Below are 19,333 nucleotides of genomic sequence, written 5' to 3' on the forward strand. Positions count from 1 at the left end.
CGTACTGGGTGGAGATGCACGCAGTCGATGTCCGAGGTCAGTGGGAGGCGAAAGTCCGCATCAGCCAAATGCGTTCCGGAACCAGGCCGCCCGCTTCCCGCCCACACGTGCCAGTCTGCAATGCGCCTAAACGCGGACATTATCGGCCGATCGGCCCGCCACCGCTTGTCGGCAGCGATGCCACGACTTCAACGATCAATGAAACGATCGACGGCAGCGTTTTCGACCGTTGGCGCGCCGAGCCTCACTATAGACCTAAGAATTTGCAGGATTGGGCCGCCAGAACTGGTGTTGATCCGACAACCATCAACCACCCGGTGCTGGCGAACAACCCGCTTAGCGGCGAGCCGAACTTGGGGTGAGCCGCGGACGCCAACCCCACCTTCGCATGAAACCAGCCATTACCTAGAAGATGCCGGAAGCGTGAAGTTCGCTATCGACCCGCATCGTAAGGAGATAGCCTTCCGTCACTCGCATCCGCCGGGATCGAGCACGCCGGAGATCGACACAAGCAAGACCGCAGCGAGTCCGAGACTGATCTCGAACAACGTCCCGGCTCGAATTGCGGCAATGGCAACCGCTTGGCTGCGGGGTATGCGAGGCACGAACCAATGGCGATCAGGACCGCCAATGCCGTCATGGGCGAAACAACAACAACCTTCGCCATAAGCACCGCCCGCAAGCCATTGCCGGTTCGGCATCAGGCGAGCGCCATCCGGGTTGGCGGCGCCCTCGGCGGCCTAAGCACGGCAAAGAAGGCCGGGATGGCGATGAAATAGGTGATCGCTGACCATTGCAGCACGGCACCGAGGCCGAAAGAGGTGGCGATGATCGGTACGGAGGCCGAGCCGATGACGGAAAAGCAGCCATTGATGCCCCAAGCCCAGACAAACAGATGCTCCTTGTCGAGCCTTGCCAGCTGGTGGACAAAGCACTGCGGCAAGGGTGCCTTGATGACTTGAGCGCAACCCTTTCTATCCCGCCGAGCCAGCCATACGAGGTCGCGAACTGCCTCCGAATGGGGTATTTATCCGAAGCCGAGGTGAAACGTCGGGAGGATTACCTTGGCATCCCACTGCGCTAGACGCAGGCATTTTTGGTCCAGCAGTCCGATGATAAATGAACGCCGCTATGTTGATCCTAGTGACACCAGTCGCTTTGATCAGATGCTAACGTGAGGCTGGCGAACGATGCCAAACAAGCTTGTAATGATCATCCGCCACGCCGAAAAGCCGATCCCAGGCGGCCCGGATCTCGGGGTCACCGAGCAGGGCGAGAGTGATCCCGCATCGCTGACAGTGCGTGGCTGGCAACGCGCGGGTGGCCTTTGCCGCTTCTTTTACGCGCCGCCTCCACCTCTGGGCAGACCTGCAACAATTGTGGCATCGGGCATGATCAAAAGGGACGATTCCGGCACTCGGAGCAAGCGGCCGAGCCAGACCATAGCTCCACTGGCAAGGCGCCTTGGCCTCGAACCTGATGTCACTCATTCAAAGGGCCAAGAGCAGCTGGCGGCGGATGCCATCCGCACTGCCCAATCACCGGTGTTGGTTAGCTGGCAACACGAGTCCATTCCTGCTCTGACGGCTGCGCTTGTCGGTGGTACGGAGATCGCTCCGCAATCATGGCCCGATGATGATTTCGACAGCATCTGGGTGCTGGAAGCAGACGAGGCGAATCTCTGGTCCTTCTCGCAGGAACGCCAAGCGCTTCTGGATGGTGATGGCACCGCAAATTGAATTGGGTGACTGCCTTTGAGTCAAACAGCAGAAACGGCAGCCTCTAAACGCATGCTACTGGCAAGCTGACGGACCGCTTTCGTCTCAACTCGATCATTCGACAACTGGCAACGGATGATCGCTTGAAGCACCTTCCTGGCGAGAGCGATGCCAGTATCATTGAGCGAAACCTCGACACGACCAATCATCACGTGCACGTCGTGAACTGAAACCGTCGGCCCCCAAGTGGATTTTGGAGCGCGACTTGGGAGCCGGCATTCGAATTTGACAATACCAGACACAGATCGTGTGGCCGTTGACAACGCCTCCAGTCTTGTCGGTCACGACCAGGGTTGCCACCTTCTCCGTTAACACCTCTGCGTAGGTCAACCGCTCCAAAACGGCCTCTTCAATGGGCTGATCTGGCCGAAGGTCGGCTGCGCCTCGATCGCCTATGCCGCAATGGCGCCGATCGACTTTCTTCCCCTGCCGGCAAAGCTTGAACATTGAGGACGCCACACCGCAAGAGCTCGCACGCGGGATCGCGGCAGCCGAAAGGGTGTTTGCACGCGCCGGCATTACAGCTTTGCAAGGCGCGGAAGGACTGTTCGCGTTGGAAGGCTGGGACATCAAGGGCTTTACAGAAGACGACAAGCCTACCGAGGACGAGGATCGGGCTGCCACCGTCTGGTTGGAAGCCGAGGAGGCTGCGGCGGCGGCATGTTGTGCGGGCTGGCCGGAGGAAAAAGTCCCGCACCATCAGGTCATGGAACTGGTCAATGTTCCCCGCACGAAGCTGCAGGCCGAGGCCATTCCAGACACCTGGCCGGAGCGGAAGCAGCTCTATCCTGAGGTCGTCAAGCGGCTGGAGATCACGACCGGACCGGACCGCCAGATCGATTTCGATATTGCCTTCGTTCTCGGCTGGGTTCCCGAGCGGCCGACGCTGGATCGGGTTGAGCCCCTTTCGGAAGATGGTGACCGTATCCCCTTCTTCACCAGCGACCTTGCCCAGGTCGAAGAGATGGCTCGCAAGGCGCTCAAGGACTGGACAATCGAGATTGACCGGGATCCCTGCGATGCCCACGTTTTCGACCCGGTGGCCGGCGATGACGATGATGAACTGCGCATGGCGGCATGGCGTGATTTCGACGGCTCCTTGCATATGGAAAAGGCGCCGGCAAATCCTGCGATCGCGCTGACGCTGGCAATGATGCGCGGCCAGTCAATGCATTTCGAATAGTGGTCAAGCGCAGTCGGGGCTCACCGACGCCATCGGTGATCGACCGCGACTGGCCACACCAGTGTGCTGCCGGATGACCTCTGCACCGACCGAAACTTCACCATGATCGCGAAGTTCTGCCAGGAACGAGGACTTAAGCACCAGACGCGGCAAGTGCAGGCGATATGGCCGAACGGGAACTATGAAACCTATCGGCTCCATTGCTTCAGATGCGGCATCTGCAAGGGCGTTTCTTCATCACTACTTCGAGGGGCTGATGTTCGATCCGAGGCGAGATCGGGAGAATGGAAAAGTACGCGGCGTTTGGCGCCGCACCGGCGAATACACGCCAGTGCTCGATCTCGGTCCTCTCAGCGTGCCGGAGATTTTGCGCAGCTAAGACCTTTCAGGGCGAACTGTCTCCGCCGAGAGCGATCCCGCCGGCAGCGGCCGCAAAAGCTCGGCCTCAGGTTTTGTCAGATTGATCCAGGCCGCCCAATTCTCGGGCCGAAGAACGACCACCTGACGGTTGTGATATGGCGCGATATCCGGCCCGGGATCGGTCGTCAGCATGGTGAAGGTAGGCGGCTTGTTGCCCACGGCTTCACGCCAAAGCCCAGCGACGGCCATGAATGAAGAGCCGTTGAGCGTGAAGTGATGTTTCTCCTTCGGATATTTCGTGCCTGTGAATTCGAAGAACGCGGACGCAGGAATGAGGCAGCGCTTGCTGTTGCCGAATTGCCGGCCTTCGGAGCGGAAGTTGAAAACAGGCCCGCCCTTTGGTCCGGCAGGCGGAAATCCGAACGTCATCGAGGCCAGTTCGATCGCATCGCCGGCAGCGCGCATTATGGGTGCTGGGTCATTGATGCGAATGTCGTTCGCTTGTGGGAAATCGAGTTCGGTCTGGTGCATCGGGATCTTGAGCGCCAGCGACGCCATCATCCGGCTATATTCAGCCCAGAGTACATGCTGACGTGGGCGACCTGTTTCAGTGAGGCTATCAAGGGCACGATGAAAAACGAAACGGCGCTCAACTGGTTCGCGAGAAGTTGACAAGTTCACCGACGTTGCGATCTCTGATGTCGGTCGAGCGCCCACGGAATCGACAGAGGCAAAAGACTACGCCGACTATTGAAAAACAATCGCCCCGGGTGGTAGGGATCAGCGCACGGCGCCGCTCCATTTATCCATCGTGGGCGTATGACTGCTCGCCGCGTGCCACCGTCTGGTAAGGGTTTTGAAATGATCGGCCGCAGGGCGTTGAGATCGTCGGCCGCAGGAGCTGCGAACCGTTGCTCTCCGCAGCCGACCTGTCGTTGAGGCCGCGACGTTCATCCTCCGAACCGTAGGCCAGGATGGCTGTCGCGGGGGACCTAAGGTCGAGTGATCAACTTGTCCTGTTGATTGATGTAACCGCAAGGTTCGTCAGCTTGTTGTTGGTGGCTTTCTCCTCGTCAAGAATCTCGCTGAGCAGCTTGTGCGCCTCGTCGTGCCCGAGTTCCTTGGCCCATTCCCGCAGAGAGCCGTATCGGGAAATTTCGTAGTGCTCGACTGCCTGGCATGCCGCCAGCAGGCCGGAATCGAGGGCCGTCCCGGACGCTTCCTCCATCAGGCCGTCGGCCTCCTTGATGAGCCCCTCGATAGCGTCGCACTTCTCACCAGACGCCTTCTTGCCAATCGACTTGAACACCTGCTCCAGTTTCTTGATCTGCCCCTTCGTCTCCGCAAGGTGGTCGTCGGCCGCTTTCTTCAGCTTGGCGTCCTTCGCGGCCGCGCCACTTTGGGCAGGGCCTTGGTAATCGCGTTCTCGGCGTAATACATGTCTTGCAGGGTATGCTCGAAAATATCGGCCAGCGTCTTCATCATGATGCTCCTTTTGCCCGAATTGGCTTCGGGAGAAAGTGCGAGCGAAGCCAATGGTTCCGTGTTTTGACGCCGACCTGAGAGACAGACAGCCTTTAGGCCGGGAGCCCCCTGTCGCTTATCGGGCGCTGAACGTCCTCCCGGCTGGAGAATTGGTTAGTCGACGTTCGATCAAGCATTCATTCTTCAATATGCACGAGGCGCGGGAACCAACGGGTGGGCAGGAAGGGATGTTCGCTGGTCTTGCTTGCGCTCGCGCAAAGCGAGAAAGGCCGCGGAGAGCATAACAGCCATGCCGGTGACGTCGATCAGGCTGACCTCCTCACCGTAAGTAACGATGCCAAGCAAAACGGCGATCACGGGTGAGACGAAGGCAAAGGCTCCTGCCCGCGAGCTACCGATGTCGTGCAGGAGACGCATAAACAGCGTGTAGCCTATGAACGAACCAAACAGCACAAGGAACAGCCACCCGACCCAGGCCTGCCAGCCCCAATCGCCTGTGAGCGCCGTGGCCGCGCCTGGCTCCACAACGAGTGAGACGAGGATCAGGAAAGCGCCCCCGAAAAGGGTGGTGAAGCCCGCGATGAAGTCCGACGAATATACCTCAAGAAGCGGTCGAGCGAGCACCGAACCCCAAGCGTAGATTACGGCGGCCGACGCCACCGCCGTCATGGCGAATAGCTGGGTGGTCCTGCCCTGCTCGTCTGAGTGTGTCCATCCTGCAAAGGCCTCGGGACCGAACAAGATACCGAGGCCGACCACACCGAGCAGGATCGCGAAAAGCCTTTGGCTGTCATACCGTTCGTCGCCCAGAAGCAATGCAAAGGCCAGCAGCGCGACGGGTGTCAGCGAAAGCTCGAGCACGGCAGCGGTGCCCGAATCGACATAGCGCATGCCCCAGAAAAGAGGCCCATAGCAAAGCGGTATCATGAACAAGGTAACGAAGAAGAGACGCGGCCAATTCCTCGTCGCCACCCGCGGCAGCGCAGCGCCCCTGAGGCGCGCGGCAACGAGGATCAGCAATCCGGCTACGGCAAAACGCGTGCCTGCAAACATCAGAGGTGGCACGGTGGCGACACCCGCCTTGATACCGATCCACGTCATGCCCCAGATCAAACATAAGACCAGAAAGATCGCCGTGTTGCGCTTCATGGGGAGCCCCTGCACGAGCGTGGATCGTGTAACGCTCAAAAATTGTTTATTCCGTTACAACGTCCTCTTGCCAATTCGGTTCCGCCGACCGATCTTCCGGGCATGGATAGCGTCAAGACTACCGCCGACATGCGTCTGGTTGGGGGGCACGCCTGCCTCGACTTTGTCAACACGGTCGACGCGCGGCGCGAGCGGTGGGGGCCAGACCTCTTGCAGACCTACGCCGATCTGGTCGTCTGGGCCGGACGGGTCGACTTGATCGAGAACGATGAGGCGCGCGGACTGCTCGCCGAAGCTTCCGCTAGGCCAGCCCTGGCGGTGGAGGCGCTGAAGCGTGCCAAAACCTTGCGCGAGGCGCTTTACGCCGCTCTTCATGCCGAGGCGGCAGGTGCAATCGTGCCGGAAGACGCCTTGCAAACCATTCGCGACGCTGTCGCTCAGGCCATGCCGAAGCGCTCGTTTTCCAACGTCGGTGACCGGCTCGCCTGGCAATGGACGGAGAGGAGCAACCTGAACACCATCAGCTGGCGCGTCGCCTTTGGGGCAGCTGAGTTCATGGTGGCGAGGCATGACCGCCGCAGTGTGCGCGAATGCACAGGGCCGAACTGCGGTTGGCTTTTCATCGATACTTCGCGCGGCGGGCGCAGGCGGTGGTGCTCGGACGAGAGCTGCGGCGCACACACCCGCGTCAGGCGCTTCAGGGCAAAGGCGGATGCCGCACGAAGCGCGATCCGCAGAAACTAGCGTCGCAAATTTGCAACAGGCTCAGCTGCCATACGAGGAGCAAGCTCGGTGGCAACATGAGCGACTATGTTTCCGGGAACCCGTGCCACCGCATTCAAGGCTGCGGCCTTTACCTCTGGAGGTGACGGCGAAGTAGTCGGATGTTGCGGTTGTTGGCTTTAAAATAAACGTCGAAGATCGACCCGAGAACAGGAACGCTTCCTACCACTGTATCAAGCAGTACGTTCCCTAACATGCGGCCGACCAAGCCATTTCCAGCCCCGCAGTTTCGGGCTCGCAAGACGATATAGGCCGAGACCAGGCCCGTCGCCACATCTCCGAGTACGGGCACCAGACCCACCAGGGCATCCAGTCCATAGCGAACTGACGTCCCGGGAATGCGCCAGCGGGAATCAAGTAAAGCGGCTAATAGATCCAGCTCGGCGATTGCTTTTTCTGCCTCAGGGTCGCGATGGCCCTGCCCGCGCGTCCCAGCCGCCGGGCGTGTGCGATTTACCAGACCTCCCCGGTCTAGAGTTGTCACTCTAGACATCGCCGGCTGAATTCTTGGCTTGCGGCCAACGGGGCACGTCGTCGAGCAGGGTGGTCTCATCCGAGCCTTGGGCTGGCTCAGGTGGCAAATTGCCATTTGGCGTCATCTTGTTGACAGCCTCGGGCAAATCTCGCGTGATCCTGCGTAGGAGGTCCTCGCGCGAAAGACCCGTCTGCAGCGAAAGGGAAGTGAGCGTGTCTTCGTCTATTGCCGCTTCCACGTCGCTTGGCTGGATCGGCTCGTTCGGCCCGGTGCCAACCCAGGAGTCGACCTTCGATCCTGCCCCTGCCCCTCTGAATCGGTCGAGGATGTCGCCAAGGGCCGTCCCCGACACCCCTTTCGATATCTGATCCAGAATCCCGCCTTGCGGGTCGTTGGGATTACGATTTCCCGCCCCACGGATCATGTCGCCGATCTTGTCGCGATTTTGGTATGCCAGGACGCCAAGCATCGCGATCGCCAATTTTCCCAGATTTGCCATTTTGATCCTCCACGGTTCACATGGAGGAAGGGCTCAGCTTCACAAAAGTTCCGCGAGATCTAATGTGTCGTTGCGGCGCTGTTCGGAGGGTTCGACGAGTCTATCCGACTGGGATGTGAGGACCGTTGCGACATCAAGGTTGTACTAAAGCGTTGAATCACAATGCCTTGCGCCGAGATAACGGAACCAAATAGGCCGTGTCGCGTCATATAGGCAGGTTCCCGTCCGGAGTGAAATTAATGATCAGGCTCCTTGTTGTCGCCGCAGCGTTCCTCCTCGCTTGTGGCGGGGCGGAAGCGGCTAAGCTGGACTTGGCTGCCGTCAACCAGGCGAAATTCGCATCCGACACCCCAAAGGGTTTCAACCCAGCCGTTCTGAAGGCACAGATTCTCTTGGATCGCGCGCGCTTCTCGCCAGGCCTGATCGACGGCCACCTTGGAGAGAGCTTCACCAAAGCGATCAGCGCCTTCCAAACGGCGAACGGATTCCCGTCCGATGGCAAGCTCACCCAGGAAACCTGGGACAAGCTGCTGGCTACGTCCGCGAGCCCGGTCCTGGTCACCTATGAGCTGACGCGCAAGGATGTGCGCGGACCTTTTACAAAGCGAGTTCCGGCTCGCCTGGAGCGCATGGCCCGGCTGTCGAGGCTCGGCTATCGCAATGCGGCCGAGAAGCTGGCGGAGCGCTTCCATATCAGCGAACCCCTGTTGCAAAGGCTCAATCCGGGCATCGGCTTAAGAAAGGCCGGCACGAAGTTGCTGGTCCCTGATATTGGCCGGGGCAACCCTCCCGCCGCCATTGCCGAGGTTGAGGTCGACAAGGAGGCTCGCGTGCTACGCGCGCTTGACCCTTCCGGTAAAGCGCTCGCAGTCTACCCCGCCTCGATCGGGAGCGACGAAAAGCCCGCGCCGAGTGGCCAGGCAGAGGTCAAACGCGTGGTGCACAATCCGACCTATCACTACGATCCCCACTTCGCTTTCAAGGGCGTCAAGACCAAGCGCCCCTTCACCATTGCTGCCGGCCCGAACAATCCGGTGGGGTCTATATGGATCGATCTGTCGATCGAAAGCTACGGCATTCACGGCACGCCCGAACCCGGCAAGATCGGCAAGACTTTCTCGCATGGCTGCATCAGGCTGACGAACTGGGATGCCGAAGACCTCGCCTCGATGGTGCAAAAGGGGACGAAAGTTACCTTCAAGGACGAAATGGCGGACGCTGGCGACACACCGAAGTAGGCATACCGCACCAATCGGGTTGACCTGAAAGTCAGAACGCCTCTACCGTGTCGGAGTTTGGTGCACCGACGCGACGATTTCCGGGCTACTTAGAGAACCATCGGTCTCGACTAGACCCACTAGCGTTGAGGGCGACCCCCAGTAGCAGACCCATCGCGGCGCCGAGAATGAAGGCGGTCGACACAGTTCCAGGATTATCCTGGACGGCCCCCGAAACAGATTGAGCCCCGCTCCGAAGCACCTGAGCTGTACGGCCGGCCCCATCGGCAGCGCTGTCATACCAGCCTCTGGCTTCCTCGACGACCTCTTCTGCGCGCTCTGCCAGCGTCCGATTGATCTTGTTGATCTCGCGCTTCAGTTGAGCAACCTGCTTCTCCAAGGCTTCCTGAGCTTCGCGCTGCGTCGGCCTCGGTGTCGCGGCTTCGTTTGGATCATCGGCCATCTTCGGACTCCTTGATTGTGAACGCTCAACGACTAACGGCCGCGTAAGGTTCCTATCGAAGAAAACGCCGGACCGCGGCGGACCTAAGTGTCCGCTTCGGCCGGTGCCTTTCGGGCAGCCTCCCAGCAGCCGGCGCCGCCTTTTTGCTCGACTGTCGCCCAGCATCCGGTGGACTTTGCCGTAACGGACGTAAGCGACAATTTGTCCTTACGTTAGCTTGCTCATGGATGCGGTTGGCTGCATGGCCACTGCCCGCAGCCGGTCTGGGCACGGAACGGCCCAGAGCCCTGCCGCGTTGGTTACAGTGCCGCTGATTAGGAGATCAAACAAATGTCTGTCCCTTCGGACTATCGAACCAACAGAGCCGACTATGCGATTGCTGCGCGACGTGGCCGAGCGATCACAAATGATGATGATGATGGCGATAAGCTACTGGCAAGAAAAAAGTCGCTTTGGCTAAAAGATCGGAGATTCGCCAAATTGGCAGAAAATCCGGCACAAAGCGCTCCACAACCTAAAGCCAGACCGCGGCTAGGCGAACAACCAAGCGGCAGGAAGTAAAATTGAGCGAATCAGCAGAATACCAGCGCCCCCGCAGGGCGCGGCGATTCAGATTTGGTAGTCACTCACTGAGCGACCTTGCCAAGCGTATCGGCAACAACCGCCCCTCGCTGGCCCATCGGCAATGGCGGCCCGGTGGTTGAATCGCGCGATGTCTGATGTTCCATTTCAGCGTTGATCGCGGCGCCGACAATGAGAATGACGACCGAAATCCAGGTCCACATCATTAAGCCGACCATGGCGCCTAGTGATCCGTATGTTACGTTGTAATTGGCGAAATGCTGCAGATAGAATGAGAACAGCCACGACGCGACCAACCAGACCAGCGTTGCCATCACGGCACCCCAACTCAGCCAGCGCCATTTGGCTTTCGCCCGGCTCGGGCCGAACCGGTAAATGAGCGATATCCCGGTGAGTACGGCCAGCATGAGAACAGGCCACCTCCCTAAAACGAAGAGCAATTCTGCCCATTTGTCGAGATACAAGTACGACAAGACGGCGGGAACCACACCGACGGCCAGGAGCAAAACGATGCCGATCATCAAAGCACCCATGGTGAAGGCGATCGACATGATGTTTAGTCTGAGAAAGCTGCGTTTTTCAGGCTCCGCATAGGCGATGTTCATAGCGTCGAAAAGCGCCTTGATACCGCTGTTGGCGCTCCACAGGGCAATAGACAGGCCGACGAAAAACCCTACGCCAAGAGCGCTGGTGTTCTGATGTGCCAGCGCCTGTAGTTGCTGACGAATGAGATCGAGTCCGGTCGAAGGAAGCAAGCCAGCGAGATAGGAAACGTGATCGGCTACGCTTACTGGATCAGCTACAAACCCGTATAAAGAGATGAAGGCCGCTAAAGCCGGAAACAGAGCAAGCAGCAGGTAGAACGTAGCCCCAGCCGCCACGAGCAGCATGCGATTCTTGTTGAATTCCTCCCACACGCGCCAAGCGATATCCTTCCACCCCAGGGCAGGAATCTGGGATGGCCATTCAGCCTCCCTGCCTCGCTCTTGCCCGACCTCACCTGCAGTCGTTAAGCGAGCCTTCGACGAATTTGCCGCGTGCCGTTCCGCCTCCCTGTCAATAAGAGATTTGCCTTCTGTGTGCTCAAGTGGTTTTGCTGGCATTTCGAACAGTTCGCATCGTCCATTAATCGGGGTTCAATCTTCGACGTTGCATCGGACTTAACGCAATGGCGCGGTGACCGAATGGGAGGCTGCTAGCGTGTCCTGGATAATTTCCACTACGATGTAACGCGTCAAAATCCACCGAAGTTCCAGGAATGAGACGTGGGGTTCGATCCAGAACTTTCCGGCTCGGGTTTTGAGCTCGGCGCGCCCAACGATGTCGCTGTGCCTTGATAGGATGGAATGTGCCGCCAAGGCGAACGATGACCGAACTGGTCGAACACATGGAGGATCGGTGCTGGTAGCCTCAGTGAAAATCAGAAATCGGTCGCCGCGCTATCCCGGGCTTACGACTTCTCTGACTGGGGTGGGTGTGGAGTGCGAACGAGCTTTGGAACATTAGTGGTTGTGGACTGTTGAGGTAGTTCTTCGGATGCCGCTTCTTAGCGTAGGAGGCGGGGCGTGCCGTGCCATCCGTCCCTCATTTGGCGGGCTCCTTTAGCAGAAAGCGAGAGATGATGAATCGGATTATTTGGGTTGTTGGCGCGATCGTAATTGTCCTTTTTATCTTAGGCTTCCTAGGACTGAGATAACCCTGCGCGATAAGCCGTCCGCGGCAGCGCGGTCACGCTGCACTTGACTTGCACATCCTGCCAACGTCGCCTTTGGGGAGGGCAAGCCGCTTTTTGCTTTCAAAGTAGCTGGTGTCTTCGGATTACTGGATCCTCACCTTGGCGCAGCACCTGACGCTCTGGCGAGTCTCACTTACCAATCCAGATGCCAATCCGCTCATACGACGCATATTTGCTTCGGACGCAGCCGCAACCGTTGGCTCATCCGGATCAGATCACCGTATCCGTCCAGCGCACGATATCCTTCGCCGCCTCGCCGAATGCGCTGTTGAGCGCGCTGACATAGGCGGGATTGCCGCTGCCCGAAACAGGGGCGGATGCGGCGAAGCTTTTCGAGGCGCGCACCTCGCCGTTGCGGTCGTTCAGGATGCGCACGAAGAGGTTGACCTCGGCGTGCTCGCCGCCATTGACGCGGACTTCGAAGGAGCGAACCTCCACGATGACCTGATAGTCGATCGCCAGCCCCTCGCCCGGCTTGCCGACGCCGGCAAAACTGCCGGAGCGTTGGAAGGTTTCGGCCAGCCGTGCTTGCACGATCAGCGGCAGCCGGTCGGCCCATTGCGCGCCCTTCAAATACTGGATCGAGCGGTCGGACGGCTTGATGACGATGTTCTGACTGTCCAGCGCCTTGAGCGCGGATGGCTGGGCGATCAGGATCTGGCGGCGGCTATGACCATGGGCGTCGATCGACGGGGCGGAAAGCTCGAATGTATCGAGCGGCGCTGGTTTCCCTCCCAATGCCGCGCAACCGGCAAGCGTCAAGCCAAGCAACGCCAAACCAGCATTCAGGGCGTCCGATTTGACCCCAAGCGATTTCACACGCGATCACCCTTTATTCCCAATATTTCTAAACCTGACAAACCGGAACAAAGCAACACAGTCCGCGTTTTTTGTAGCTAGAGCCGATTACATTCCGACGGACAAGTCACCCAGCGTGGGCGGAGTTAGGAACGAGAGTGCTCTTTCGACGCCGGAACCCTGATGGTTTCTTCGAGCGCTTACGCACCTATATGTGGCCGCGCAGTTCCTTCTCGCGCTCGCTCCAGTACTTTTCAAAGCGCATCCTGCGGCTGAACGCCACTCCACACGCCGTGGCGGCAGGGGTCGCGGCGGGGGTCTTTGCCTCATTCTTCCCGGTGGGTTTCCACTTTGCCATTGCCGCCGTCCTGTGCTGGCTTATCGCAGGAAACCTGGCCGCGGCCGCACTTGGCGCAGTTGTTTTCGGCAATCCGTTTACGTTTCCCCTGTTGTGGGGCGCCTCCTGGGAGACCGGCAAGATCATCTTGCACGACCGTCTGCCAAGTCACGGCCCGCCTGCGCATCTGAGCGAGATGTTGCATAACCTTTCGTTTTCGCAGTTGTGGGGACCGGTGCTCAAGCCGATGCTGATCGGCGCGGTGCCGCTTGGGCTGATCTTTGGTCTGTTGTTCTATGGCATCACGCGTTGGTGCATGATTGCTTTCCGCGAACAGAGGCGCAAACGGCTGGCCGAAAAGGCGAGTCGACTTCTTCAGGAAGAAGACAACGCAATACCGCCCACTCTCCCTAGGCCGCCTGGAAGGCTATGGTGGAAGAGACCCCCGCCGGCTTGATGCAGGAAAGCGGCGACGAAGCTCTTGATAAGGCGCATGACGATTTCCGCGAGATGACCAAGCAACTCGGCGGCGTAACTTTGGCGTAGCTACATTCTTGCAGGAGAAGGGCAGCCAACTCCTGTTCAGTCAGGCGCTGCCGGCGAAGCGAAGGCCAGCTTCGCGGCGCACAGCACGTTGAACGGCGACATGCCCAAACGCAATGGGAGCGAGTGCAGGCGCTGCGGTGGTGCCGAAGGGTGGCGGAGTGGATCAGCCAGGTTGCGCGCCAATCGAAATTCTCGAAGGCGAGGAAAAGCTGGGCCACGCCTCGCGCGAGTTCGCGAAGACTGGCTTTGGTCTCAAACCCTATCGAAGGTGAAGGATGTCAGGAGCGTAGTGACGAAATTGCTGGCTTTTTCCTTGACGAGCAGTTCGGTCCATTCGTCCGTACCTCGGAGCATCAGGCCAGTGTAGATGCTGTCTACCGCAGCCTCTTCTATGCGCTTGATGTGCGACTTGAACACGGTTTCGTCGTCTGTCCTGTAAATATCCCGCACGACCATTCGCAGGATTTCCTGGATGGCGATCTGCCAGGCGGTATTGATCGTCTGAAGCTCACTCGTCTTTTCGGTCATCCAGCTCTCCTTGATCTTGACGGCCATCGACAAGAGGCGGGGATACACGCGCAAATTTGTGGTTCGGTCGGCCAGACATAAAAAAGGTCAGGCAAATTTTGCCTGACCTCGCTTGGCCTCACGCTTTCAACAGTGCCAGTACATCCGTGGTCAAAGGAAAGCTGAACCGATCAGACGGCCTGCAGGTTGCAGGCAGACATTTTGCCCGACTTGCTGTCGCGCTCCATCTCATAACCGATCTTCTGACCTTCGACGATTTCGCGCATTCCGGCGCGTTCGACGGCAGAGATGTGAACGAAAGCGTCGGCGCCGCCGCTGTCAGGCTGAATGAAGCCGAAGCCCTTGGTGGAGTTGAACCATTTAACTGTGCCAGTGGTCATGATGAACCCTTTTCATAGCAATATTGGACGACGGCAACGCGAGAGCGTTGCCGATTGTGACGATGACGATTTTGAAGGGAAGGTTCGTTCAGGGCGCGGTGCCAAACGCGCGATAACCAAAGCTCAGCAAGCAATATCGACAGCCAAATTCATATCCTACCGCAATGGCGACGTCAACTTTTGGTTTTGGAAATTGTGACTTCAACTCTCTTGTAAGATGCATTCGGCTCCCTGCCTCGGGCCAGTGACTGGGTAGCAGCGCTATTGCGAACGGCGTCTGGTTCCTCACGGCAGCCATGCAAAATTGTGCATTGCACAACGCCTCGCATCACTCGATGTTAACCAGGTCGGCCATCTACTCCTCCCAGATGCGATGCCGATCCAAAGTGAGCCACACCTCCTCCCGTGGCAAGCTTGATATCGAACCCGCTGCCACCTCCTCCCGGCAGCGGGTTTTTTCATGCCAACAATACGGCCCGACAGGCAACCGCTCTCATGTTGGCTGCCATAGTCACAGCATGGAGGGCTTTAAACTCTCCGCCGCTGTACGCCCGCCGCCCCACCAGGACTGGGACGTCGGGAGTTGCGGTGACGGACTTCTGGAGCGCGATCAAAGGCGTATGCTCACGTAGTGATAGCCGCATCTTTCCGCGACCTTCTCTCAAAGTGACGCGTTCCAATGACGATTTACGCCGCACTTACAACTTCCGAGTTGAGAGGATCTGGAACATAACCCGCAACCGCTCGTTCAAATAGTGGCAGTGCCCAGCGGAATTGGTAATCGGCCGGCACGCAAAGGGGCCCACAAATGGCTAGAAGCCTGCCTTGGAGCACTGACCTCCAGTTCGATTTGGCTTACTTGCCCGACGGTCCACGCAAGCCGACCCTTGCGAGCATTCCCTGAAATGTTGAGCGTCTACCCGCAGCCCAACTCCCCAAAAGCGAAGAAAGAGGCGCTGTGGCTGGATCTATGCGACCCCGATGCGGTTGAGATCGCAGAGGTCGAAGGGTTGGCCGGTGTAGCTCTGCCTACCCGCGAAAATCTCAGCGAGATCGAAAGTTCCAGCCGACTAAAAGCCCGCGACGGCGTGCTTACCATGAGCGTTCCGATAGTCACCCATGTCGAAGGCGGCCCGCCGCTGGTTGCTCCCCTCGGCTTTGTGCTGTCGCGCGACCGCTTGATCACCGTTCGCTTCTCGGCTTTGCCGGCCTTCGACGCGGTTGCTGGGCGCTTCACCGATTCCGGCGAGCCGCCGACCTCGAGCCTTGGGGTATTCCTCGATCTCTGCGATGAGCTTGTCGACCGCCTCGCCGACGGCCTTGAGCAGGCAGCGACTGACCTGCGCACCCTCTCTGCAACCGCCTTTCATGTCCCGGACAGCCAGGGCCGTAAGGCGATCCGCTCAAACAATGTCATTCGAGCCCAACTCCGCCATGTCGGCAGGCTGGGTGACGCTCTCTCGGAAAAGCGCGATGCGTTGCTTGCCCTTGGACGCGCCATCGATTTCGCATGCGGGATGACCGCAGGCTGGGGCGATGGAGAACTCGCGTCACGAATGGACGGCCTCAAGCTCGACGTAGCGTCGCTCGACAATTACGAGGTTCATCTCTCCGACAAGGTGCAGTTCTTGCTCGACGCCATGGTTGGATTGATTGGCATTGCGCAAAACGACATCTTCAAAATCCTCACCATCGTCTCGATCGTCGGCATTCCTCCCACCCTAGCGGCGAGCATCTACGGCATGAATTTCAAGCACATGCCCGAATACGACTGGGCCTTCGGCTATCCCTATGGTTTGGGGATGATCGCTCTCAGCGCAATTATTCCGCTGGCGTGGTTCAAATGGCGGGGTTGGTTCTAGGGGTCGTCGTCCATTCATGCGGAGGGAGTGGCAAGGCTGTCGCTCCGCCGATATGGCGTGGTTTGAGGATCTCGCCCCGCGTGACATGGCGAAGTCAGAAAATGTTCTGTCACTCAATCATAGCTGCCGGAACCGAAATGCATGCGGTCCGTTGTTTCAGGCTGATACAAATGTCTTGCGGTACATTTCCACCTGATTGCGTGCTCCAGGCACGAAGTCAAGGAAACGGTCGCCATGGGGAATGTCAATGAGATTGGTTTGGATCGCGGCGCCGGTGGCGTTGTTGCTGGGGCTTGGCGTCCAACCGGCGTTCGCCGTCTGTAACATTTCCGATGCCAAGCTCGAAGAGGCTGTCCTCAAGAGCCCGGAATTGCGCAATCCGGAAAATCGCTATCTCGTTCGTGACCTGAGAACCCTTCGGGATGCCGCGTTCCTGCTGTGGTCGTATGGCCTGCAGGACGATTGCGAACGCCTGCTCGCCAATATCCGACAACTGATTGCCGCGCCATCAATGGCGAAGCTTGGGGGAACGACGAGGACCTGGCCGATGAACAGGTGGCCGCCGAAGAACCACAGCGACATCAGGGGGGTAAAGTTCAGGGCAATCGCGATGCTCCAGGCGCACGTCCCCTTATTAATATCGACGACCTTGGACCCGGTCTGCGTGTCGACGAGATCGTCGGCTCCGAGGTTCGCAGTTCAGACGACAAGATCGTTGGCGAAGTTCGCAACGTCGTAATTGGAACCAAGGACCGATGGGACTACGCAGTCATTGCCTCGGGCGGCTTTTTCATCGCCGGGAAAGACAGTATCGTCGTCCCTCTTCGCTATATGCAGGTCAATCAGGAGCGGAACAGCTTTTACCTTCGCATCTCCAGCTCCGATGTGAAAGCCGTCCCGTTGATGCCCGACCAGGAATATCTGTGGCTCGCAGATGAAGCATGGCGAGCGAAGAACGATGCGATCTTCCAGAAGTTGATCCCTGACCCGGTTCAAGACGGCCCTCCCGCGGCTCAGCAACCGACGACTAAAGTTCAGTGACCGGTGGATAGCGCTTGTCAACATTGTGGCGATAGCGGCTGCCCAGCCTTTGCGAGTTCTGGATCTGATTGCGCCTCACCATGCTCGAGACTGGAACTCACAACAGGAGTGGTAGTGGCCGCAACTGCTGACCATGTTATCGAGAAATTGCTTGGTCGCCGCCGCTCAGCGGTCGCGTCGAACCACCGACGTGTGGGAATAGGGATCGGCAGAACTAGGCGCTGGTTTCCACACCAATCGCGCTGCGAAAACGAGGATCGGAAGGAATCACCATGCATCTGACGAACGAGAGCATCATAGTTATATTGGTAGTCGGCCTCATTGCCGGATGGCTGGCCGGCAAGATTGTGCGGGGGGCCGGTTTTGGTCTGATCGGGGACATCGCAATCGGAATCGTCGGAGCGTTCATCGGGGACTGGCTGCTGCCCCGCTTAGGCGTCCATCTCGGGAGCGGAACGATCAGCTTGATCGTAAACGCCACCGTCGGCGCCATTGTACTTCTCCTAATCATCCGGTTGGTTGCCGGTGGCGGTCGTTTCGGGGGCGGTTGGAGGGGTCGATCTGGTCGTTGGCGGTAGCCCGGTTCCGAACCATCGTTCCAAAGGATGGCCGCAATCGGGTTGCGCCGAAGCCGGGCAAGCGCGGTCCTTACAAGAAGCGGGTGCCATAATGTGCCTTGGAGGACATCGGCCTCTGGCAATCTTTTTCGGATGGGTTGCCGTGATGCTGTCCGCTGGACTCATTCGCGCGTTGAGGGTGAAGCGCATCGAGTTTCGTGGGCAACCGTCGATCGAACGCGCGGCGCAACCAAAACTCTATTGGCAATGGATTAAGGTAGCGCTCCTTCTCGACGGGATACCATCGTGAGTTCGTTGGCTCTATCTCTATGCTGAGGCCGTCAAGGCGTAGATATTCAAACGGAGACACTACCCTGGAACCCCATCGCTTGACAGGAGTTAGGTAGCGATCCTCCGGCGCCTCAGGCGGCATTCCACCCCGGTAGTACCCACCCCATGCGCTTTTTAGATGCTGTTCGGCGGTTTGAGACCGGCCGATCTAGCTAAGCGATGCCTACGCGCGCCGCGCTTCTCCAAATGAGATATACCTATGCGATGGTCGTGAAACCTTCCACAATCCAGCCCTTGAGTTTCGCCCCTTCAAAGCGCCACGACGTATCGATGGGCGTGAGGTTATTGTGACAGACGACCCTAATGAAAAAATCGACCGGCCGGTGCCTAAGCCGAACCAGCGGCGATCACCAATACGCACCAAGAAGGGGGGTCAGGTGAAGCATAAGCGCACTGCCAGCACCCTTGAAAACATGTCCGCCAAAGTTCCGGTCATTGGCATCGGCGCGTCAGCGGGTGGTATCGAAGCGCTAGGCCAATTCTTCGACGCCATGCCGGCGGACAGTGATTGCGCCTTCGTGGTCGTTTTGCATCTCGACCCAAAGCGCGAAAGCGAAATGGCGAACGTTCTCAGCGCCCGTACGGCGATGCCGGTCGTTCAGGTCGCGGACGGGATGCGGCTTGAAGCCAACCACGTCTACGTGATTGCGCCAAATTCCGACTTGCGGATCGGCAACGGCGCCTTGCACATGTCAAAACCGGTAGCGCTGTCGAAGACGGTCGAAAACCGCTGACAAACGACGACACGAGCTGAAGCGCTGGAAAGAGCAAAGGCGGCCGCCCGCGCGCTCTTCAACTAGCGCTGTAGCGGGCGGCCGCCTTTGCGGCGCGGTGCTGATCACGTGAGGTTGAGAAGGCGGTAGACGCGGGGCACGTCTCCAGGCGCCCTGAGGCGGCTTTCGACGTACCCCGCCATGCGCCTGCCTTGTGGTATCTGCGGGTAATCAGCGCCGCAGAAACAATCCGGCGTAACACCGATCTCAACTGGCAAGTCCGGGCTCGGTGTCACGCTCCACTGACGGTGCGCGACCTGCATTATCGCATTGTCAGCGCATTCCGTCGACCTTTTCCCCGAACTCCCAGCGGCGCTCCGAAAGGACCGTCGCGGATGCTCACGGGCCGCTTCTTTCTGTGCGGCCACTGCCGTTCGCAGGTAACGATCTGCCGCAGCTGCGACCGGGGACAGCGCTACTGCGGCCAGGACTGCGCCCGTGCTGCCCGCCG

Annotated in this window: 19 protein-coding genes and 2 pseudogenes; 10 read left to right on the plus strand and 11 right to left on the minus strand. The window is 58.8% G+C overall.

What is annotated here, in order from left to right; translation table 11 throughout:
- Positions 1 to 700: 700 nt before the first annotated feature.
- On the minus strand, positions 701 to 943 hold the full coding sequence (locus HB778_RS30840; RefSeq protein ID WP_183459398.1) for a hypothetical protein: 243 nt from the start codon (positions 941 to 943) through the stop codon (positions 701 to 703).
- A 247-nt stretch (positions 944 to 1,190) separates the two neighbouring features.
- Here HB778_RS30840 and HB778_RS30845 point away from each other — a divergent pair, with 247 nt between their 5' ends.
- From HB778_RS30845 to HB778_RS30855, 3 genes are all read left to right on the plus strand, one after another.
- Entirely contained in the window at positions 1,191 to 1,739 is a 549-nt protein-coding gene (locus HB778_RS30845) for a hypothetical protein (protein WP_183459400.1), read from the plus strand.
- Positions 1,740 to 2,217: 478 nt separating this feature from the next.
- Positions 2,218 to 2,961, plus strand: coding sequence for a hypothetical protein (locus HB778_RS30850; protein ID WP_244661679.1), 744 nt, complete (start codon positions 2,218 to 2,220; stop codon positions 2,959 to 2,961).
- 181 nt (positions 2,962 to 3,142) lie between these two features.
- A complete protein-coding gene (locus HB778_RS30855; protein ID WP_183459404.1) occupies positions 3,143 to 3,340 on the plus strand; it encodes a hypothetical protein in 198 nt (65 codons plus the stop codon).
- Here the strand turns inward: HB778_RS30855 and HB778_RS30860 are convergent.
- From HB778_RS30860 to HB778_RS30870, 3 genes and pseudogenes are all read right to left on the minus strand, one after another.
- A complete protein-coding gene (locus HB778_RS30860) occupies positions 3,337 to 3,882 on the minus strand; it encodes an SOS response-associated peptidase (RefSeq protein WP_183459406.1) in 546 nt (181 codons plus the stop codon). The two genes, HB778_RS30855 and HB778_RS30860, sit on opposite strands and share 4 nt — an antisense overlap.
- Positions 3,883 to 4,327: 445 nt before the next feature.
- Positions 4,328 to 4,803 (minus strand): annotated as a pseudogene (locus HB778_RS30865) (ferritin-like domain-containing protein).
- A gap of 186 nt (positions 4,804 to 4,989) precedes the next feature.
- Positions 4,990 to 5,955, minus strand: coding sequence for a DMT family transporter (locus HB778_RS30870; protein WP_183459408.1), 966 nt, complete (start codon positions 5,953 to 5,955; stop codon positions 4,990 to 4,992).
- Positions 5,956 to 6,057: 102 nt separating this feature from the next.
- On the opposite strand from HB778_RS30870, the gene HB778_RS30875 reads away from it, so the two are divergent.
- Entirely contained in the window at positions 6,058 to 6,699 is a 642-nt protein-coding gene (locus tag HB778_RS30875; RefSeq protein WP_183459410.1) for a CGNR zinc finger domain-containing protein, read from the plus strand.
- A 109-nt stretch (positions 6,700 to 6,808) separates the two neighbouring features.
- Here HB778_RS30875 and HB778_RS30880 read toward each other — a convergent pair whose 3' ends face one another.
- Entirely contained in the window at positions 6,809 to 7,327 is a 519-nt protein-coding gene (locus HB778_RS30880) for a DUF4112 domain-containing protein (protein ID WP_348524639.1), read from the minus strand.
- Complete coding sequence (locus HB778_RS30885; protein WP_183459413.1) at positions 7,224 to 7,712, minus strand: YidB family protein; 489 nt, start codon at positions 7,710 to 7,712, stop codon at positions 7,224 to 7,226. Before HB778_RS30885 ends, HB778_RS30880 begins: the two co-directional genes overlap by 104 nt.
- A 239-nt stretch (positions 7,713 to 7,951) precedes the next feature.
- Between HB778_RS30885 and HB778_RS30890 the strand changes: the two genes are divergently transcribed.
- Positions 7,952 to 8,950 carry a L,D-transpeptidase family protein gene (locus tag HB778_RS30890; RefSeq protein ID WP_183459415.1) on the plus strand — a complete coding sequence of 333 codons (999 nt, stop codon included), beginning with the start codon at positions 7,952 to 7,954 and terminating at the stop codon, positions 8,948 to 8,950.
- 85 nt (positions 8,951 to 9,035) lie between these two features.
- Here HB778_RS30890 and HB778_RS30895 read toward each other — a convergent pair whose 3' ends face one another.
- From HB778_RS30895 to HB778_RS30905, 3 genes are all read right to left on the minus strand, one after another.
- The gene (locus tag HB778_RS30895; RefSeq protein WP_183459417.1) at positions 9,036 to 9,392 is read right to left on the minus strand and encodes a hypothetical protein; all 357 of its coding nucleotides are present in this window, start codon (positions 9,390 to 9,392) and stop codon (positions 9,036 to 9,038) included.
- A 626-nt stretch (positions 9,393 to 10,018) separates the two neighbouring features.
- Entirely contained in the window at positions 10,019 to 11,077 is a 1,059-nt protein-coding gene (locus HB778_RS30900; RefSeq protein WP_183459419.1) for a YihY/virulence factor BrkB family protein, read from the minus strand.
- An 842-nt stretch (positions 11,078 to 11,919) separates the two neighbouring features.
- Positions 11,920 to 12,480 carry an ABC-type transport auxiliary lipoprotein family protein gene (locus HB778_RS30905; RefSeq protein ID WP_432421276.1) on the minus strand — a complete coding sequence of 187 codons (561 nt, stop codon included), beginning with the start codon at positions 12,478 to 12,480 and terminating at the stop codon, positions 11,920 to 11,922.
- 185 nt (positions 12,481 to 12,665) lie between these two features.
- Here HB778_RS30905 and HB778_RS30910 point away from each other — a divergent pair, with 185 nt between their 5' ends.
- Positions 12,666 to 13,301: a DUF2062 domain-containing protein gene (locus HB778_RS30910; RefSeq protein WP_183459423.1), complete on the plus strand. Its 636-nt coding sequence runs from the start codon at positions 12,666 to 12,668 to the stop codon at positions 13,299 to 13,301.
- A 341-nt stretch (positions 13,302 to 13,642) separates the two neighbouring features.
- On the opposite strand, the gene HB778_RS30915 is transcribed toward HB778_RS30910, so the two are convergent.
- Positions 13,643 to 13,918: a hypothetical protein gene (locus HB778_RS30915; protein ID WP_183459425.1), complete on the minus strand. Its 276-nt coding sequence runs from the start codon at positions 13,916 to 13,918 to the stop codon at positions 13,643 to 13,645.
- A gap of 170 nt (positions 13,919 to 14,088) precedes the next feature.
- Positions 14,089 to 14,298 carry a cold-shock protein gene (locus HB778_RS30920; protein WP_010916200.1) on the minus strand — a complete coding sequence of 70 codons (210 nt, stop codon included), beginning with the start codon at positions 14,296 to 14,298 and terminating at the stop codon, positions 14,089 to 14,091.
- A gap of 905 nt (positions 14,299 to 15,203) precedes the next feature.
- Here HB778_RS30920 and HB778_RS30925 point away from each other — a divergent pair.
- The 4 genes and pseudogenes from HB778_RS30925 to HB778_RS30945 all read left to right on the plus strand — a co-directional run bounded on the left by HB778_RS30925 (position 15,204) and on the right by HB778_RS30945 (position 18,843).
- Positions 15,204 to 16,160, plus strand: a complete 957-nt coding sequence (locus HB778_RS30925; protein WP_183459427.1) for a magnesium transporter CorA family protein — start codon at positions 15,204 to 15,206, stop codon at positions 16,158 to 16,160.
- 200 nt (positions 16,161 to 16,360) lie between these two features.
- Positions 16,361 to 17,201: pseudogene (locus HB778_RS30935) on the plus strand (PRC-barrel domain-containing protein).
- A gap of 272 nt (positions 17,202 to 17,473) precedes the next feature.
- The gene (locus HB778_RS30940; protein WP_183459429.1) at positions 17,474 to 17,779 is read left to right on the plus strand and encodes a GlsB/YeaQ/YmgE family stress response membrane protein; all 306 of its coding nucleotides are present in this window, start codon (positions 17,474 to 17,476) and stop codon (positions 17,777 to 17,779) included.
- 617 nt (positions 17,780 to 18,396) lie between these two features.
- The gene (locus tag HB778_RS30945; RefSeq protein WP_183459431.1) at positions 18,397 to 18,843 is read left to right on the plus strand and encodes a chemotaxis protein CheB; all 447 of its coding nucleotides are present in this window, start codon (positions 18,397 to 18,399) and stop codon (positions 18,841 to 18,843) included.
- The last annotated feature ends 490 nt before the right edge of the window (positions 18,844 to 19,333 follow it).

This window comes from Mesorhizobium huakuii (assembly GCF_014189455.1).
In the GTDB taxonomy this organism is placed as follows: Bacteria; Pseudomonadota; Alphaproteobacteria; order Rhizobiales; family Rhizobiaceae; genus Mesorhizobium; species Mesorhizobium huakuii_A.

Excerpts from the sequence above, each read along its gene's own strand:
- HB778_RS30845 (WP_183459400.1), top strand. The coding sequence starts at position 1,191 with ATGCCAAACAAGCTTGTAATGATCATCCGCCACGCCGAAAAGCCGATC.
- HB778_RS30855 (WP_183459404.1), top strand. The coding sequence starts at position 3,143 with ATGAAACCTATCGGCTCCATTGCTTCAGATGCGGCATCTGCAAGGGCG.
- HB778_RS30860 (WP_183459406.1), bottom strand. The coding sequence starts at position 3,882 with ATGATGGCGTCGCTGGCGCTCAAGATCCCGATGCACCAGACCGAACTC.
- HB778_RS30870 (WP_183459408.1), bottom strand. The coding sequence starts at position 5,955 with ATGAAGCGCAACACGGCGATCTTTCTGGTCTTATGTTTGATCTGGGGC.
- HB778_RS30875 (WP_183459410.1), top strand. The coding sequence starts at position 6,058 with ATGGATAGCGTCAAGACTACCGCCGACATGCGTCTGGTTGGGGGGCAC.
- HB778_RS30880 (WP_348524639.1), bottom strand. The coding sequence starts at position 7,327 with ATGGCAATTTGCCACCTGAGCCAGCCCAAGGCTCGGATGAGACCACCC.
- HB778_RS30885 (WP_183459413.1), bottom strand. The coding sequence starts at position 7,712 with ATGGCAAATCTGGGAAAATTGGCGATCGCGATGCTTGGCGTCCTGGCA.
- HB778_RS30890 (WP_183459415.1), top strand. The coding sequence starts at position 7,952 with ATGATCAGGCTCCTTGTTGTCGCCGCAGCGTTCCTCCTCGCTTGTGGC.
- HB778_RS30895 (WP_183459417.1), bottom strand. The coding sequence starts at position 9,392 with ATGGCCGATGATCCAAACGAAGCCGCGACACCGAGGCCGACGCAGCGC.
- HB778_RS30900 (WP_183459419.1), bottom strand. The coding sequence starts at position 11,077 with ATGCCAGCAAAACCACTTGAGCACACAGAAGGCAAATCTCTTATTGAC.
- HB778_RS30915 (WP_183459425.1), bottom strand. The coding sequence starts at position 13,918 with ATGACCGAAAAGACGAGTGAGCTTCAGACGATCAATACCGCCTGGCAG.
- HB778_RS30920 (WP_010916200.1), bottom strand. The coding sequence starts at position 14,298 with ATGACCACTGGCACAGTTAAATGGTTCAACTCCACCAAGGGCTTCGGC.
- HB778_RS30925 (WP_183459427.1), top strand. The coding sequence starts at position 15,204 with ATGTTGAGCGTCTACCCGCAGCCCAACTCCCCAAAAGCGAAGAAAGAG.
- HB778_RS30940 (WP_183459429.1), top strand. The coding sequence starts at position 17,474 with ATGCATCTGACGAACGAGAGCATCATAGTTATATTGGTAGTCGGCCTC.